This is a genomic window from Sporosarcina sp. FSL K6-3457 (assembly GCF_038007285.1).
GTDB lineage: Bacteria > Bacillota > Bacilli > Bacillales_A > Planococcaceae > Sporosarcina.
In genome coordinates this window covers 2,433,449-2,447,528 of sequence record NZ_JBBOWX010000001.1, presented here as the reverse complement: position 1 = coordinate 2,447,528, position 14,080 = coordinate 2,433,449, and the positions used below count along the sequence as shown (strand labels likewise).

21 protein-coding genes are annotated in these 14,080 nt (G+C 37.5%); 14 read left to right on the top strand and 7 right to left on the bottom strand.

From position 1 onward, the window contains the following. The first annotated feature begins 63 nt into the window (after positions 1-63). Positions 64-333, top strand: a complete 270-nt coding sequence (locus N1I80_RS11675; RefSeq protein ID WP_340738040.1) for a hypothetical protein — start codon at positions 64-66, stop codon at positions 331-333. A 64-nt stretch (positions 334-397) separates the two neighbouring features. Further along, on the top strand, positions 398-871 hold the full coding sequence (locus N1I80_RS11670; protein WP_340738039.1) for a DinB family protein: 474 nt from the start codon (positions 398-400) through the stop codon (positions 869-871). A gap of 4 nt (positions 872-875) precedes the next feature. Here N1I80_RS11670 and N1I80_RS11665 read toward each other — a convergent pair whose 3' ends face one another. Beyond that, the gene (locus N1I80_RS11665) at positions 876-1,205 is read right to left on the bottom strand and encodes a DUF3889 domain-containing protein (protein ID WP_340738038.1); all 330 of its coding nucleotides are present in this window, start codon (positions 1,203-1,205) and stop codon (positions 876-878) included. A gap of 714 nt (positions 1,206-1,919) precedes the next feature. Between N1I80_RS11665 and N1I80_RS11660 the strand changes: the two genes are divergently transcribed. The 3 genes from N1I80_RS11660 to N1I80_RS11655 are packed head-to-tail and all read left to right on the top strand — an operon-like array spanning position 1,920 to position 3,314. Continuing rightward, complete coding sequence (locus N1I80_RS11660) at positions 1,920-2,375, top strand: GNAT family N-acetyltransferase (protein ID WP_340738037.1); 456 nt, start codon at positions 1,920-1,922, stop codon at positions 2,373-2,375. Then, positions 2,348-2,809, top strand: coding sequence for a GNAT family N-acetyltransferase (locus N1I80_RS23375; protein WP_445683705.1), 462 nt, complete (start codon positions 2,348-2,350; stop codon positions 2,807-2,809). The genes N1I80_RS11660 and N1I80_RS23375 overlap by 28 nt, the downstream gene beginning before the upstream one ends. A 13-nt stretch (positions 2,810-2,822) precedes the next feature. Then, positions 2,823-3,314 carry a hypothetical protein gene (locus N1I80_RS11655; protein WP_340738036.1) on the top strand — a complete coding sequence of 164 codons (492 nt, stop codon included), beginning with the start codon at positions 2,823-2,825 and terminating at the stop codon, positions 3,312-3,314. Positions 3,315-3,338: 24 nt separating this feature from the next. Here N1I80_RS11655 and N1I80_RS11650 read toward each other — a convergent pair whose 3' ends face one another. Together N1I80_RS11650 and N1I80_RS23370 are read right to left on the bottom strand one after the other, a co-directional pair. Beyond that, positions 3,339-3,746 carry a hypothetical protein gene (locus N1I80_RS11650; protein ID WP_340738035.1) on the bottom strand — a complete coding sequence of 136 codons (408 nt, stop codon included), beginning with the start codon at positions 3,744-3,746 and terminating at the stop codon, positions 3,339-3,341. A gap of 120 nt (positions 3,747-3,866) precedes the next feature. Next, a complete protein-coding gene (locus N1I80_RS23370) occupies positions 3,867-3,968 on the bottom strand; it encodes an LPXTG cell wall anchor domain-containing protein (RefSeq protein WP_445683704.1) in 102 nt (33 codons plus the stop codon). 744 nt (positions 3,969-4,712) lie between these two features. On the opposite strand from N1I80_RS23370, the gene N1I80_RS11645 reads away from it, so the two are divergent. The 4 genes from N1I80_RS11645 to N1I80_RS11630 all read left to right on the top strand — a co-directional run bounded on the left by N1I80_RS11645 (position 4,713) and on the right by N1I80_RS11630 (position 6,584). Further along, positions 4,713-5,048 carry a hypothetical protein gene (locus N1I80_RS11645; RefSeq protein ID WP_340738034.1) on the top strand — a complete coding sequence of 112 codons (336 nt, stop codon included), beginning with the start codon at positions 4,713-4,715 and terminating at the stop codon, positions 5,046-5,048. Between the two features lie 99 nt (positions 5,049-5,147). Next, a complete protein-coding gene (locus N1I80_RS11640) occupies positions 5,148-5,414 on the top strand; it encodes a hypothetical protein (protein WP_340738033.1) in 267 nt (88 codons plus the stop codon). Further along, positions 5,384-6,001: a transposase gene (locus tag N1I80_RS11635; protein ID WP_340738032.1), complete on the top strand. Its 618-nt coding sequence runs from the start codon at positions 5,384-5,386 to the stop codon at positions 5,999-6,001. Before N1I80_RS11640 ends, N1I80_RS11635 begins: the two co-directional genes overlap by 31 nt. Before the next feature lie 205 nt (positions 6,002-6,206). Then, positions 6,207-6,584, top strand: coding sequence for a hypothetical protein (locus tag N1I80_RS11630; RefSeq protein WP_340738031.1), 378 nt, complete (start codon positions 6,207-6,209; stop codon positions 6,582-6,584). Between the two features lie 53 nt (positions 6,585-6,637). On the opposite strand, the gene N1I80_RS11625 is transcribed toward N1I80_RS11630, so the two are convergent. After that, the gene (locus N1I80_RS11625) at positions 6,638-7,549 is read right to left on the bottom strand and encodes a sigma factor regulator N-terminal domain-containing protein (RefSeq protein ID WP_340738030.1); all 912 of its coding nucleotides are present in this window, start codon (positions 7,547-7,549) and stop codon (positions 6,638-6,640) included. Continuing rightward, a complete protein-coding gene (locus N1I80_RS11620) occupies positions 7,549-8,040 on the bottom strand; it encodes an RNA polymerase sigma factor (RefSeq protein WP_340738029.1) in 492 nt (163 codons plus the stop codon). The genes N1I80_RS11625 and N1I80_RS11620 overlap by 1 nt, the downstream gene beginning before the upstream one ends. Before the next feature lie 155 nt (positions 8,041-8,195). Here N1I80_RS11620 and N1I80_RS11615 point away from each other — a divergent pair, with 155 nt between their 5' ends. Both N1I80_RS11615 and N1I80_RS11610 read left to right on the top strand, forming a co-directional pair. Then, positions 8,196-8,903, top strand: coding sequence for a DNA alkylation repair protein (locus N1I80_RS11615; RefSeq protein WP_340738028.1), 708 nt, complete (start codon positions 8,196-8,198; stop codon positions 8,901-8,903). A 51-nt stretch (positions 8,904-8,954) separates the two neighbouring features. Continuing rightward, positions 8,955-9,155 carry a hypothetical protein gene (locus tag N1I80_RS11610; protein WP_340738027.1) on the top strand — a complete coding sequence of 67 codons (201 nt, stop codon included), beginning with the start codon at positions 8,955-8,957 and terminating at the stop codon, positions 9,153-9,155. 111 nt (positions 9,156-9,266) lie between these two features. On the opposite strand, the gene N1I80_RS11605 is transcribed toward N1I80_RS11610, so the two are convergent. Then, positions 9,267-9,902, bottom strand: a complete 636-nt coding sequence (locus N1I80_RS11605) for a pentapeptide repeat-containing protein (RefSeq protein ID WP_340738026.1) — start codon at positions 9,900-9,902, stop codon at positions 9,267-9,269. 509 nt (positions 9,903-10,411) lie between these two features. Here N1I80_RS11605 and N1I80_RS11600 point away from each other — a divergent pair. From N1I80_RS11600 to N1I80_RS11590, 3 genes are read left to right on the top strand one after another with little or no spacing between them, the layout of a single operon-like run. Continuing rightward, positions 10,412-10,945 (top strand): sigma-70 family RNA polymerase sigma factor, encoded by a 534-nt coding sequence (locus tag N1I80_RS11600; RefSeq protein ID WP_340738025.1) that lies wholly within the window; start codon positions 10,412-10,414, stop codon positions 10,943-10,945. Between the two features lie 3 nt (positions 10,946-10,948). Then, positions 10,949-11,347: a PadR family transcriptional regulator gene (locus N1I80_RS11595; protein ID WP_340738024.1), complete on the top strand. Its 399-nt coding sequence runs from the start codon at positions 10,949-10,951 to the stop codon at positions 11,345-11,347. A gap of 7 nt (positions 11,348-11,354) precedes the next feature. After that, positions 11,355-12,656, top strand: a complete 1,302-nt coding sequence (locus tag N1I80_RS11590; protein WP_340738023.1) for an FtsW/RodA/SpoVE family cell cycle protein — start codon at positions 11,355-11,357, stop codon at positions 12,654-12,656. A gap of 263 nt (positions 12,657-12,919) precedes the next feature. Here the strand turns inward: N1I80_RS11590 and proC are convergent, their stop codons facing one another. Further along, complete coding sequence (gene proC, locus N1I80_RS11585) at positions 12,920-13,729, bottom strand: pyrroline-5-carboxylate reductase (protein WP_340738022.1); 810 nt, start codon at positions 13,727-13,729, stop codon at positions 12,920-12,922. Positions 13,730-14,080 lie beyond the last annotated feature (351 nt).

Below are 14,080 nucleotides of genomic sequence, written 5' to 3'. Positions count from 1 at the left end.
AAGGTATTAAAAGAATAAGTTTCACTGAAGGTATCATTGAGTTTTATAATGGGGGGCGAAACAATGAAAAAGACAGTCATTGGTGGTTTTATCATGATGGCGGGATTATTGACTACACTAACTATCATTTTGGTGGCAGCACTATATGTTCCTAGTATAAACAGTTGGTCTGGCTCAAAGTTGTGGTATGCCATATTTGGGGCAAAGCGATATGGAAATGAGGCAGTTGATAGTTTATTTATAGGGTTTCCGTTTGTTGTAGGGATATTGCTTACGATTTTGGGGCTAGCCATACTGGTAATGGAGTATTTTGATAAATCTTTATTAAAATAATAAAATGTGAGGGGCAAAAACTAATTCTTGTTGTCATAGACAATTATAGATTGGAGTGTTTCCATTGATCAATTTTTTTGAATACAACTGGCAAGTAAGAGATGAATGGTTTGAATGGTGCAATCAACTACCAAAAGAGGAATTGATAAAAAATCGAACTGGTGGAGTAGGAAGTATTTTATATACCCTTTTTCACATTATTGATGTTGAATACAGTTGGATTCGCGGTATTCAAGGTAAAGAAGATGTAGTCGTTCAGTTTGCTGATTTTAATACACTTGATAAGGTTAAATTACTCTCAGATACATTACGGAAAGAAATGGCTGAATTTTTGAAATTAAATTTAGATAAATTTAAAAATGAATTTGTGAGTGTTCCTTGGGATGAAGATACATATACTGTTGATGAAATATTACACCATATCATTACTCACGAAATACATCATATTGGTCAACTCTCTGTTTGGGCTAGAGAATTAGAGCTAAGCCCTGTGCCTGCTAACTTTATTGGAAGAAAGTTCAAACCTATTCATTTATGATGACTTATCTGGCGGTTTCCTGAAATGTAATAGCAATCACTTTTTCAGTATCGGTAGCATACTCAATTCTGGCAAAAACGCCGAATTCATGGCCATCCTCTTTTAGCCAAAGCTTAAACTTTTCAATTGTCGAATCAGCCTTTACTTCGCTACCTTCGTGCAGATAGTCAATAATGGATGCATGGGGATATTTGGATTGTGTTTCTTGCATAGCAAGCCTTCCCCACTTGGCGTAGGCGGGAATTTCTTGTTGCGCATGAGCAATCGTTGGGACGAGGGTTGGTGCAGCATTAACAATCGTAAAAATTCCGAGCGCAAGAAATGTTTTTCTCATAATGAATGTCATCTCCTTTTTCATAGGATGCGTAATTCGCCTGAAATTATTCTATATGTACTGAAATTAGTAGAATATCATGTGAAGATTTTAAAAATCGGACCCAAAAATATGATTTCAATGGAGTTTTTGATGAAACATCTTCTCCATCGGTTAAACTGGAAAAATTACGGCGGCAAATATTGTTATTGCAAGTGATCTAAAAATGTCTGTCGAGTTGGCAAATTTGTTGAATTCAAACATGAAAACCATTTAGGTTCCTTTATTTCATGAAACGGAGTTACCTACACTAATTACAAACTTTTTGATTCAATTTCAAAGGATCAGTTTTTTACGAACGGGTCATTTAATTTGACAACTTTGAAGATTTTAATGAATTTAATCTGCCTAATATTATAATGATCTAGAGAAAGACTATTGCTGGCTGGACCATTAATAATCATCTAAAAAGAAATGGGTGAGTTTATGAGATTTATTATCATTATGTTTATTGCTATGCTTGTGGGAGGAGCAATAGGGGTGTACGTTGATGATAAAATACTTCGCTCAATTCTAATGGGATTAGTAGTCTTCTTTGCGCTTTCAATATATTTTAATAAGCGAAAATGAAAAATCATTCACAATCCGGCGTGATAGCTGAATAAATACTTGCCGCAATTGGGCTATTTAATGGCATCAAACAAAAGAGACTAACAGGAGCAGGTGACATAGCTTATGAATTGCAAAATAAGAAATCTAGAAAAATACGATATCTCCTTCTTGTGGGATATGGTGTATGAGTCCGCGTTTGTACCTGAAGGGCAAAAACCTTTTCCACGAGACATACTAGACGATCCATCTGTTTCTAAATATGTGGACGGATGGGGAAAACAGAGCGGTGATATTGGATTGATTGCGGAAATAGAAAACCAACCCATTGGTGCCATTTGGTTACGCCTGTTTGATGAAGCACCGGAAATAGGGATGGCAGTCCTGAAGGAATTCCGAGGTAGAGGAATTGGAAAATCTTTAATGCGTGTTCTTGAAATTGAAGCGAAAAATTATGGATATCAGAAATTATGTTTAAGCGTAGACCCGAGAAATCCAGCTCGTCATTTATACGAACAATTCGGATATGTACATGTTGGTTGGTTTGAGACTTACTGGACAATGGAAAAGGAATTGTCATAAGATGTGTCAATGAATTAACAAAGTATGATTTTGATTGTTTAGACCTAAATCGTATTGAAATTAGTTGTGCAGAAAATAATGTTAGAAGTAGAGCTTTACCTGGAAAACTGGGGTTTGTTAAGGAAGGCATTTTACGTGATCATTACTATTTGAATAGAGATGTACATAACTTGGTTGTCTATAGCTTATTGAAAAGTGACAGGGAGAATAAATCAACGTTGCAATCTCTAACGAGGGGGAATACTATGCGCTCTTTTTATAAATATTTACTTATATTTATAGGCATATTTGCTATATCAGTTATGTTTGATTTCGCTAGAGATAATATGTTCAACTGGTTAGATAATATTATCCAATCTATAATTTTTATTGTTGTTTTTATATCTCTAACATGGTTAATGAGTAATAGAAAAAATCCTGATAGAAAAGACTGAGGTGAGTGATAAAGTGCAAACAAATGCTTTATTTTATAAAATGCAGAGGGAAATAGTTTCTACTGAGGACTATGTAAATTGGGCACACAACTTATTAGAAAACGATGTGTCATCCCCATCAGTAAATATACTATCCTCATTTTCGTTTAGTGAAAGTATTTTCGAGGTAGAAGTTTATGTTAAAAGAGCTTTGTATGAGTTAGCAATTCAGAAACCGAACTTTGAGATATGCGCCAGAGCCTATATAAGTCATTTAGCAAATAAAATAATAAAAGAAGATATTCCTTCCGTAACATTTGATTTAGCTTATATGATTTTCCGGATTGTTTCCTCAGATTTACATTATCCAGATGATTTGACGGAGTGGTATGAAATAAGCGAAATGATTGATGTAATACGCTATGGTGATACACCTTTAGAATGTAATGAAGATGAAGTGATATCAAGAATTAAAAATGAAGCAAATATCGTTTTAGGCGGGGGATGCTGTAAGGTTGTCGAATAGCCAATAATATTTCCTTATCAGCTATTATTCAACAATCAATACATCATTCTCTGGTGTCAGCGTACCATTCTTTTCATAATAATCACCTATTCTTCTTGAAAGCTCCACCGTTTTGATAGCATGGTTTCCCTTTGCAAATACGAGTAGAAAAATATCATCTCTAAAATCAATGCCTTTGTTACTTCCCTTAAATTCAATATTCAATGATTCTTCTATGATGTCTACAGTTGTATACGGGCCATAGACCGCTGCCTTTTCCCAGTCAAAATCAGTTAAAGTAGACAGTGCGATTTCAGCCGATCCACTTTCTGCTAGCTCTAAAATCTTCATAGCAAGCACAGTATCTTCACTAGCTCTATTAACAAAAAACAAACTAAACATTGTAAAAACGACTACAACCCCACCAATTAATAAACTCCATTTCCTGAACATAAATTGCACCTCTAATGAACAATCATTTTCTTGTAACTCGTTTTTTCAACGATAAGTTTGTGAGAGTAGAGCAAAAGAACTTGCATACATGAAAATCAATCATACGTACAAGTCATGTCATTAATTGTGATTCCTTCTTTTTCGGGCTTTAAAAAAGAAGACGCCAGCTATTGCCAAAACAATAACAACCCCAGCTATAATCAAAGATGGGGTATCAGACATAAAAAAATACGAGTCTTTGACTTCATACATAGTTATCACCGCCTATTCGATTTATTACTTCGTTAACTAGCCCCTAGAAGCAATTCCGTTTGTGCAGGGTTGTCACAAAGTTTATAATTGCCTCAAATGATTATTCATTTACCTCTAATTTTTTCTGTTTCTTATTATCAAAAGTTTTTAATAAAAAAAACAGGAGACTACAAGAAAAAAGCATCGACATTACACCTGTAACCACACGCATTACAAAGGTATCATTAGGGAAACTGAATAAAATATGTCCGAAACAATATAGCCATGATATAACCAACAATAATTTAAATAACATATTTCTCATGAACTATTCTCCCTTGAAAAAATCGCCCTTTTCTCTACTAACTGAAAATTCTACTCAAAAAGAATCATAACATAGCAAAGTGCGAGTTGGTAGAAAAACGGTAATTGTATAACAAAAGGTTTATATATGAAATTCAATCATATATGCAAGTCCTATTCTTAATAAACTAAATACAACTTTAAAGGAATAACTTCAAAATATTGTGTGATAGCCGATAGTCTAAAGCGCTAAATAGTACTTCAAGTGGAGGCTCGTTAATCCCTTTGTTAAACAAAATGGGACAATTAGGTATGATGGATTTGAGTGAGCGCTTGATATATCCTAAAATCCTCAATAGGATTCCAAATATATGCTTTAACATCCCAAGGCAGAATTCTCCTTCCTCAACGCAAAGCGTAGGTAGGAGATGAATGCTTGCATTTGCTACGAATTTACATAGAACGTACGTTTCAATCTGTGGTATTATTGGTTATAAGAATAATCAGTTAAGAGAGATTGGAGGGCTGAATATGATTCGTTGTCTTAAAACATCTTTTCGGGCGAATAAGGAAACAATTGACCGATTATTTCAGTATAATCAAGTTTCTGGGAAAGTATGGAATCGCTGTTTGGAACTCGCGAAAAAACATCATCTAAAAATGGGGAAATGGATTACGAAAAGCGAATTACAAAAAAGTACAAAAGGGGTCTATCCGATTCATTCCCAATCAGTACAAGCTGTTTGCCATAAATATTTATTTGCCTGAGATTCGGCAAATAAAGCTAGAAAAGCAGGTCATGCAACTAAATATCCCTATAAACAGAAGAAGCACTTCAATACAAAATGGGTGAATAATGGTTTCAAGGTGTTTGGGAACGGTAAAATCGAATTATCGATGGGCATTTTTGAGGGAAAAAGGCAGGCTCCTCTTGTTGTTTGGATAAAAGAAGTCCCAGTAGGTCAAATTAAAGAAATTGAATTGATTTTCGACCGTCAACTCATGCTATCGATTGCTTATGAAAACGACCAAACAGCCAAAGAACATGCCTTTGAAAATCGTGCAGCTCTATCGATGTCGGCGAAGTACACACCATTGCGGAAGTGGCTGAGAATGGAGAAGACATCATCCTGACTGGTCGTAAACTTCGCTCGATTCATCGACTACGCAATAAGAAACTTGCTGAACTGCAACGGAAAATGAGCAAGTGTATAAAAGATTCTAAGCAGTGGAAAAATTATAACCAAGCAAAAAAATATGTGCTTTCCAAAAGTGAAAGACAGCTCCAAGATGGGCTTCATAAAACGACAAAACAATTTGTTGAGTGGCGTGTTGAAAATGAAGTGAAAGAAGTGGCATTTGGCGATGTAGACGGTGTGCAACGGAATACCTCTCGTCGAAAAAAGAAAAAGGTTCGGCGTCGAATAACGAACCAAAAACTATCGAATTGGTCTTTCGGTAAAGTATACGGCTATTTGACGTATAAACTAGAAGTAGAAGGCATGACAATCGAGAAACATGATGAAAGCTATACGACACAACAATGTCCTTGTTGTGCGAAGAGACGTAAAGTGTCTTCGAGATTGTACAAATGCCCATGCGGCTACGCAAACCATCGTGACATTCATGGTGCAGCCAACTTCTTTGCTAAAACATTTTATGGGGAAATCAGAAAACTGGTTTTCAGTTTGAAGCACACAAAGTATCTACGGATTGCCTAATGACAAGAAGTAGTAGATGGTCAGTTCCGCCCCTGCTTAACTCTAGATAAGTTGTTGCCTACTGTAGTTGTCGAAAGTGATTCCTGTGATTCATCACAAAAGAGAAGTGTCACCCACTTTTCTTGTTGGAGCGCTGTTGTCAATATTGTAGGAAACCCCCACTTCAAAAACGAATCGTTTTAAGTGGCGGGAGGTTCATCGATTAATGCTTATAAAAGGTCAATTTGAAGTAATTGGATATTCGGTGGGTTTTCTAGAAAATGAATTGCTAGTAGATATCAAAACCGTGGCAGATGAAACTGTAACTGTCACATCCGGAAATTATTTAGCACATTACTTCGATCATGTAATGGCGGGTAGTATTTTATTTGATATTGAAGAAGTAGATTTGACTACATTTTTCGTAGGGCACAGAGAACAATTTGAGGTCTATAAATCATATGCTTGGCCGGTTTGGTACGATAATACGGATGAACTCGAAAAATACTTACAAGAGAATAATTATAAATCCTATGTAATCATTTCTTCGCTGGGGTTAAATGGTTATGTCTTTGCTGAAACGCTTACAATCAAAAGAAAATGATACGTGGTTAAAGACCGCTAATTCATATGCCAATTAGCGGTCTATTTCGTATGTTATTTTTCAGGCTTAATATAAGGAACGATTTCGGCGGTAGCACCTACTGAAGCACCACGGATGAAATTTTGGTTTTCCAAGGCCTTAAAGTTTTTTGTTTGGCCAGTGAGCATGATCCCTAAAATTTCAACTTCATCAAACGGCTTTTTGTTATTCGAATGTAAAAACGCCTGGATTGTTTCGTTATATCCATTGGCATCATATTGTTCAAGTGCATCACTGAAGCTAGTGTATGCCTCATTCGGTGAATCAGATAGATTAAATCCATAAACCGGTGCGCCAGCAGGTCTCTTACTTTCATTTACAATTGGTGAAGTCATATACAACCATACGATGTTTAAATTATCGGGTATTTTGGCTTGTATGTCTTGGAATGTATAAGGTTGATCGAAAGAAATCGCGACTTCTGCAACGTGATTGTCCATTTGTGAAATGGTTGCTAGTTCGTTTTGAATACCGTCATAGTATTCTTTAATGGCTGGATGATAAAATGTCGCGACTTTCTTCTTTGTTTGTTTATCATATTCCAAAAATCCTGTGTCAGAGTGAAAAAATCCCGGAGTTATTTCGTTAAAATCCATCTGGTGGCGCCGCCAATCATAGGAGTTTGTGAGTGTGCTCCATTGCACTAAATAGCCATTAATATTTTTGGAGCGATTGGTCGTAATATTGCCGCCAAAAGTGGATGAACTACTGGTTACTTGAGAGTCAATTCGAATATTCGGCTCGGCAATTGCGTGATAGAGAAAAAGCTGATTGTGAAGTCTTGAAGCGCCTTTTGCTGCGAAGTAGTTACCTGTTTTGTAAAGGGGCGGTAATAGAACTAATACGACTATAATTGAAGCAATGATGGTTTTGAGTAGTTGTTTTCGTTTAGCCTTTTTTAACGCGCCTTTTAGTGTAGTATCCATTATTGTTTTCCTCCTATTTTTGCATGAATAAATTGACGTGCCCGATATAATTTTTGCTTAACGCTGTTCACTTGGATATCCAAAATCGTTGCAATTTCTTCATATGAAAAGTCATAGTAATACTTTAAAAAGAAAATTTCTTTATATTCTTTTCTGATGTCTTTTAATAAATAAAAAATCTCATCTTTATTTAAAACAGCATCAAATTCGCGATCTGTATGCTGTAGCTTTACATAGATTTCCTCGGTTAAGTAAATGTTTTGCTGCTCCTTTTTCCTTTTCAAGTCAATATATTCATTGAGTGATACTCTGAAAAAACACGGACGTATATTGCTTTCTGTTAGGTCATCCAACAATACATACACCTTGTATAAGGTATTTTGAATAATATCTTCTGCGTCTTCTTTTTTTGCTCCCTTCGCTAGTAATAGGCGGAACACTTCCTCTCCTAAGTCGAAAAGATAGGAGGCTAGTACATCTTTTGTTCTCATCTTTTTTCCTCCCTACACCTATACAACGAATGAGCCTTTACAAATGTATACACTGGAATTTATATTATATTGATTAACAATGACAAAGGATAGTTTGTTATAGGATAATGGTTATATAGTATGGAGGAAACTCCGCGAGGAAGGAAGTGCTGACGATGAATTTTGAAGCAGTTATGCAGGAGCTTGAAGGGCTTGGCAAGGAAAGAATGAAGAAAATGTACATTTCCAATGGTGCGCATGAGCCACTTTGGGGCGTGGCTACAGGTGCTATGAAACCAATGGTAAAGACTATAAAAATAAATCAACTGTTAGCTGAAGAGCTTTATGCGACAGGAAATTATGATGCTATGTACTTCGCAGGCGTGATTGCAGACCCAAAAGCGATGACGGAGGCGGATTATAATCGTTGGATGGATGCAGCGTATTTTTATATGCTGTCAGATTATGTAGTAGCTGTAACCTTATCAGAGTCAGACATTGCACAAGAAGTTTCTGATAAATGGATCGCAAGTGGGGATGAGCTGAGAATGTCAGCGGGCTGGAGCTGCTACTGTTGGCTGTTAGGGAGTCGGAAAGATGTGGAGTTTTCGGAAAGTAAGATGTCCGATATGCTTGATTTAGTGGAAAATACAATTCATGATTCACCTGAGCGAACAAAGTCCGCTATGAATAATTTTGTATACACTGTAGGAACTTCTTATTTGCCGCTCCATGAAAAGGCAGTCGAGACTGCGAAGGCGATAGGAGTAGTAGAAATTAAAAAAGACAATAAAAAGAGCAGTTTTATAAATGCTGGTGAAAATATAGAGAAAATGGTTGATAAAGGGAAGATTGGTTTTAAACGCAGACATGTGAGATGTTAAGTCATTTGACGACGTCTGATATGTAATTGGAACAAGAGAGGGATGATTATTATGAATAAACGAAAGGAAGCTACGCCTAAATATCTAGCGGTAATGTCCATTATTTTCGGCTCAATTGTCATTGTTCAAGGTTTACAAGTGATTTATACGCCCTATCCATTTGTAAGAGTTGTAAATTTACTAGGTATAATCTTTCTATCTGCAGCAATCGGGGCCTTTATTAGAGAAATATTTATATTAAAAAAGAAATAGATTCAAAGTAGCAGCGGGTGTAAATGCGGTTAGCATGCTACTTTGAAAATACATAGAGGAGTATCGTCAGGAAAGCGATTTGATTACGCTTCTATTTTTTTAATATGGAACTTAATCCGTAACAATCAGGCCTAATAAAGAAGCCATTTGAATGGCCTGACGAGAATTTACTTTGCAGCCTTTAAGATCATCAAATGATACGATAAGCGATTCGAAAGTAGAATGGCTGAGGTCGATGCCTTTAAGTGGCGTTTTTTCGAAGTTTGCACCGTCGATATTGCATCTGTTAAACTTAACTTTTTTAAAGATACAATCATAAAAATCAGCACCTTCTGATGAAGTATCTTGAAATATAACTTTTTCTAGTTTTGAGTTTCCGAATGCAGTTAAGTTCAGTATAGAATTATCAAACTCTACATTGCCGAAGCGAGACTCTGTCAAATCAAGACCTAATAATTTGCAATTTTTAAATACTACCCTGTGTATGGAGGAATGACTTAAAAGCGCGTTCGAAAAATCGCAATTTTCAAAAATGACATCAGTGATTTCGATATTGCTGAAATCAGTATTGTTAAATTTGCAATTTTTGACGATCATTTGAGATAACCGCGGTCTATCCAGCACTTCATTCATAAACAAGGAATCATTGATGATGCACAATTCAAGTTCTGGATCTTCCTGATAAAAAATATCTTGGAAGTTCATTGTAGGTAAATCGTTGGGGATTTTAGGCGAATCAATTTTCATATGAACAACCTCTTTCAAATATATAGTAGGTGCATTGAACTTCAGACCTTGACTCTAACTGTAAGCCATTGGAGATTATTATAAAAGACTATATTTTTGTTGGGGTTTGTGTGCACTGTTCTTAAAGTATTTTTTTATAAACTGAATTAAAGACTCTTACTAACAACGCTCGGCTACCCGAGTAAGGCGCTCTCGCTGGAGATTAGATGGGAATTAGGGATTTAAGAAGTGGAAAAGTGGTTATAGAGGAGGCTAATTCATGAAGAAAATATTGATTATTGGTGCCAGTGGACTGGTTTGGAAAGCAATCGCGAAGGAATGTGCACGGGATTTTGATGTATATGGAACGTAGTTTTCAACAGACTGAATTTTATTGTAAAAAGATAGAGCAGGCAGAAATTTTCTGCTTGTCTCTATCTTTTTTTGCGAGATACATATTGTTTTTCCACGACTTTAACAAAAACCTTCCACAAGGGCACGTCGTCTATTGATTAGGAGGAGGGATATAGGTGGAGGAAGTAATTGTTAAAGCGCTTGAAACAGAAGACAGGGAAGTCCTCATGGATGAGATAATGACTCGCCATGGGCAGGACATTTTAAGGCTTGTGTATTCTTACGTTAATAATAAAGAATTGGCGGAGGATTTAACACAGGATATTTTTGTGAAATGCTATAAATCCCTTCATACATACAAAGGAAAATCATCGCTGCGCACATGGTTGTGGCGTATTGCCATCAATCACTGTAAGGATTTCCTGAAAAGTTGGTATAACAAACATGTCATCATTTCAGAAGAAGAACCGATTACACATCGAACGACAAAAGAAATGGTGGAAGAGGTTGTCATTCAAAAAGAAGAGGATGATCAATTAATTGCTGCGATTATGATGCTACCGATTAAATATCGAGAAGTGATTTATCTCTTTTATTATGAGGAGTTGTTGATTAAGGAAATTGCGGTTATTACTGAGGCTAGTGTGAATACGGTTAAAACGCGGCTTAGACGTGCGAAAGAGTTATTGAAAGAACGATTGGAGGTATGAGGGATGGAGAATCGTTTAAAAGGACTAAAAAAATCAATGGATGATACTACGTTTAGCGAACTCCAGTTTACGGAACAGCATTGTAAGGAAATTCGGGCAAAAATTAGTGAAACGGATGACAGTGTTTTATTGGCAATCATGCAGCTGCTTGTGGAAGAAAAAACGGGTTATGAATTGGTGCAGTTTCTACAAGGGCGAGGTATTCGTAAATTTGAGGACAATGAAGGCAGTCTATATGGGTTGTTGCATCAGCTAGAGCGAGATGGGTGCTTACAATCTAGCTGGAACGAGGCGACGGTGAAATATTATCAGTTAAACAATAAAGGCAATAAGTTATTACGGAAAATGGAGAAGCAATCGAGCGGTAGACGATTCACTTTGAAAGACATCGTGGAGGGGTGAGTGGCGGGTGCATAAGAATAGTCAATCTTTTTTAGGGGAAGTTAGAGATCAGATTAAATCGAAAGAAGCGAAGGAGTTTGTGGCGGCGGAGTTGGATCATCATATAAAAGAAGCGAAGAACAAGTGGATGGAAAAAGGAATAGATGAAGCAGCAGCTGAAGAAAAAGCTGTCGTGCAGATGGGAAGTCCGGTAACGCTGGGCCAACAGCTGAATAAGCTTCATCGGCCAAAGGTGGATTGGCTGATGGTGATGTTGTTGGTGACGACGATGGGGTTGGGGTTTTTGCCGATTTTGTTCATTGAAACTGAATTTCTATTGCGATTTAACGTAGATGCCAGCTATTTTGCTACACAGAAAGTTATCTATTCCTTGGTAGGTGGGATGTTAGCTTTCAGCATAATGTTAATAAATTATCGAAGAGTAGAAAGGTTTGGTTGGTTATTTTATGGGCTTAGTATGCTATTTTTAGTGATACTGCAAGTTTCTCCACATTTACGCAATGGTAAATCTCTCCTAGTGATAGGACCCTATTCGTTGGATAGTTTGATAACTATGCCATTTTTTCTGTTAGCATGGGCTTCTTTTTTAAATCATAAAAAGTTGAAGCTTTGGCATTTGGGGTTATTGTTCATAGTTTCTTTTGTGTTCCTTTTGAACACTGCTAATCTTCCAGCAGTGTATATCTACACCGTTATGGTATTTGGGCTATTTTGGTGTAGTCGATTTAGTTGGAAAATAAAGCTTACGATTACGGGAACGATAGCAGGTTCGTTATTATTGTTTGGTTTTCTATTTTTGCAATTTGCGCATATGTATCAGAAAGAGCGTTTTCTGGCATTTATCAACCCAGAACAGTATGAAAATGGAGCTGGCTATATGATGTTGCTCCTCGAAGACCATATATCAAAGGCGGGTTGGTTTGGGAACGCGCTGAATAGTGTGACGATACCCGATGTCCACGCTGATTTTGTTTTTGCTGGCTTTACGTATTACTTTGGCTGGTTAGCTGCCTTTGCACTATTCACCATTCTTGCCCTTTTTATAGTGAGAATTATGATGATTGCGCGTATCATCCATGATCCATTTGGCAAGCTGTTGTTAGTGGGCGCTGTTGCGCTGTATACGGTCCAGTTGGTTAGCAATGTTGGTATGACGCTGGGATTGATCCCGATTACTTCGATTTCTTTACCGTTCATTAGTTATGGCTTAATGCCGATTTTATTGAATGCTTTTATAATGGGCGTCGTGTTAAGTGTGTATCGGCAGAAGGATTTGACGTCTGTTAGGTCTGTTGAATTTCAGCAATAGGGTAGAGTGCTGCTTCATTTTTATGAGTCGAAGATCCCGAAATGACAATAACTCTGCTTAATTGATCGATAACTTCTCGGAAATGATCGATAACCTTTGGCAATTGATCGATAATGACCTCGAATTGCTCGATAAGTTTCCAATGGTGCTTATCAAAGGATATAAAGCTGGGGCTGTCCAAAAAGTTAGTGAAAACTGACTTTCAGGGCAGCGCCCTTTTCATCGTCTATCCTGATGTAGGAAGTGTGTGTGTTTCGAGTACTTTAAGATTGCGCCCCAAGCTCCCGCGAGCGCGCTGTTGCTTTATCAATGCATTCACCAATCGCTTCTTTAAATAATCTACCTTCCAATGCTTTCAATCCCGCTTCAGTCGTGCCATTCGGACTCGTCACGTTTTTCCGTAATTCTGCTGGTTCTGTGCCGGTTTCTTTCATCATTGCCGCGGCGCCTTCGAGCGTTTGGATGATAAGTGAGCGTGAAACTTCTTTAGAGAGTCCTTTAGCGATTGCGGCTTCTTCAAGTGCTTCTGCCAAATAATAGACATAGGCAGGGCCGCTACCGGATAGGGCGGTCACTGCATGAAGATCGTCTTCCTCGACTTCTTTCACTAGGCCAATGGCTTCCAATAGGCCGAGAACATGCTGGCGCAGTGTGTCATCGACGGCGTTATTCATGGCAATGCCAGTCGCTGATTTGCCGATCGTTGCCGATGTATTTGGCATGGAACGAGCAACTGGCCTGGCACCTAGTCCATTTTCAATCGTCTCGATGGAAATACCCGCAATGACGGATAAAACAGCTGCTTGTGTCGTAAGAAGGGGACGAATGTCTGCCATCACTTGATGAATATCTTTCGGTTTTGTTGCTAGTACAACTAAATCCGCTGTTTTTAATGCCTCTTTATTTTTACAAACAATCGAAACGCCATATTGATTTTGCAATGAAATCAGTCTTTCGTCATCTGATTTATTCATCACATAGACTTGCTGAGGCTCGATGACACCTTGTTTAACAATCCCTGCAATAACGGCTTCCGCCATTGAACCTGCACCTATGAATACAATTTTCCTCATATCAATCTCTCCTTCGTATATACAAATCAAATACGCCTTGGCGGATTTGCGTCCAGATTTTTCAAAGGAGGCTTTATTTCATTCAGTTGGTGAATTGTCCCGACTAAATGAAATAAAAAAACATGCGCATTCATCCTTTATTAAAAAGGACGAAAACGCATGTTTCCGCGGTACCACCTAGTTTTACTAGCAATTATACAACTAGTACATCTCGTTCTTTCGTAACGCGAAAGGCACGGCCGGGTTTCCACGGCAGCTCAGAAGGAGGTTCAGGGTAGGAGAGGGACTGTGGCTTTCAGCCGGTGACCACATTTTCTGCTGTCCATTGCTACTTTTACTAATCTTCGTCTA

Bases quoted from the DNA above. Each gene is read 5' to 3' on its own strand.
- N1I80_RS11675 (WP_340738040.1), top strand. From the start codon at position 64: ATGAAAAAGACAGTCATTGGTGGTTTTATCATGATGGCGGGATTATTG.
- N1I80_RS11665 (WP_340738038.1), bottom strand. From the start codon at position 1,205: ATGAGAAAAACATTTCTTGCGCTCGGAATTTTTACGATTGTTAATGCT.
- N1I80_RS11660 (WP_340738037.1), top strand. From the start codon at position 1,920: ATGAATTGCAAAATAAGAAATCTAGAAAAATACGATATCTCCTTCTTG.
- N1I80_RS11650 (WP_340738035.1), bottom strand. From the start codon at position 3,746: ATGTTCAGGAAATGGAGTTTATTAATTGGTGGGGTTGTAGTCGTTTTT.
- N1I80_RS23370 (WP_445683704.1), bottom strand. From the start codon at position 3,968: ATGTCTGATACCCCATCTTTGATTATAGCTGGGGTTGTTATTGTTTTG.
- N1I80_RS11645 (WP_340738034.1), top strand. From the start codon at position 4,713: ATGCTTGCATTTGCTACGAATTTACATAGAACGTACGTTTCAATCTGT.
- N1I80_RS11630 (WP_340738031.1), top strand. From the start codon at position 6,207: ATGCTTATAAAAGGTCAATTTGAAGTAATTGGATATTCGGTGGGTTTT.
- N1I80_RS11625 (WP_340738030.1), bottom strand. From the start codon at position 7,549: ATGGATACTACACTAAAAGGCGCGTTAAAAAAGGCTAAACGAAAACAA.
- N1I80_RS11620 (WP_340738029.1), bottom strand. From the start codon at position 8,040: ATGAGAACAAAAGATGTACTAGCCTCCTATCTTTTCGACTTAGGAGAG.
- N1I80_RS11615 (WP_340738028.1), top strand. From the start codon at position 8,196: ATGAATTTTGAAGCAGTTATGCAGGAGCTTGAAGGGCTTGGCAAGGAA.
- N1I80_RS11610 (WP_340738027.1), top strand. From the start codon at position 8,955: ATGAATAAACGAAAGGAAGCTACGCCTAAATATCTAGCGGTAATGTCC.
- N1I80_RS11605 (WP_340738026.1), bottom strand. From the start codon at position 9,902: ATGAAAATTGATTCGCCTAAAATCCCCAACGATTTACCTACAATGAAC.
- N1I80_RS11595 (WP_340738024.1), top strand. From the start codon at position 10,949: ATGGAGAATCGTTTAAAAGGACTAAAAAAATCAATGGATGATACTACG.
- proC (WP_340738022.1), bottom strand. From the start codon at position 13,729: ATGAGGAAAATTGTATTCATAGGTGCAGGTTCAATGGCGGAAGCCGTT.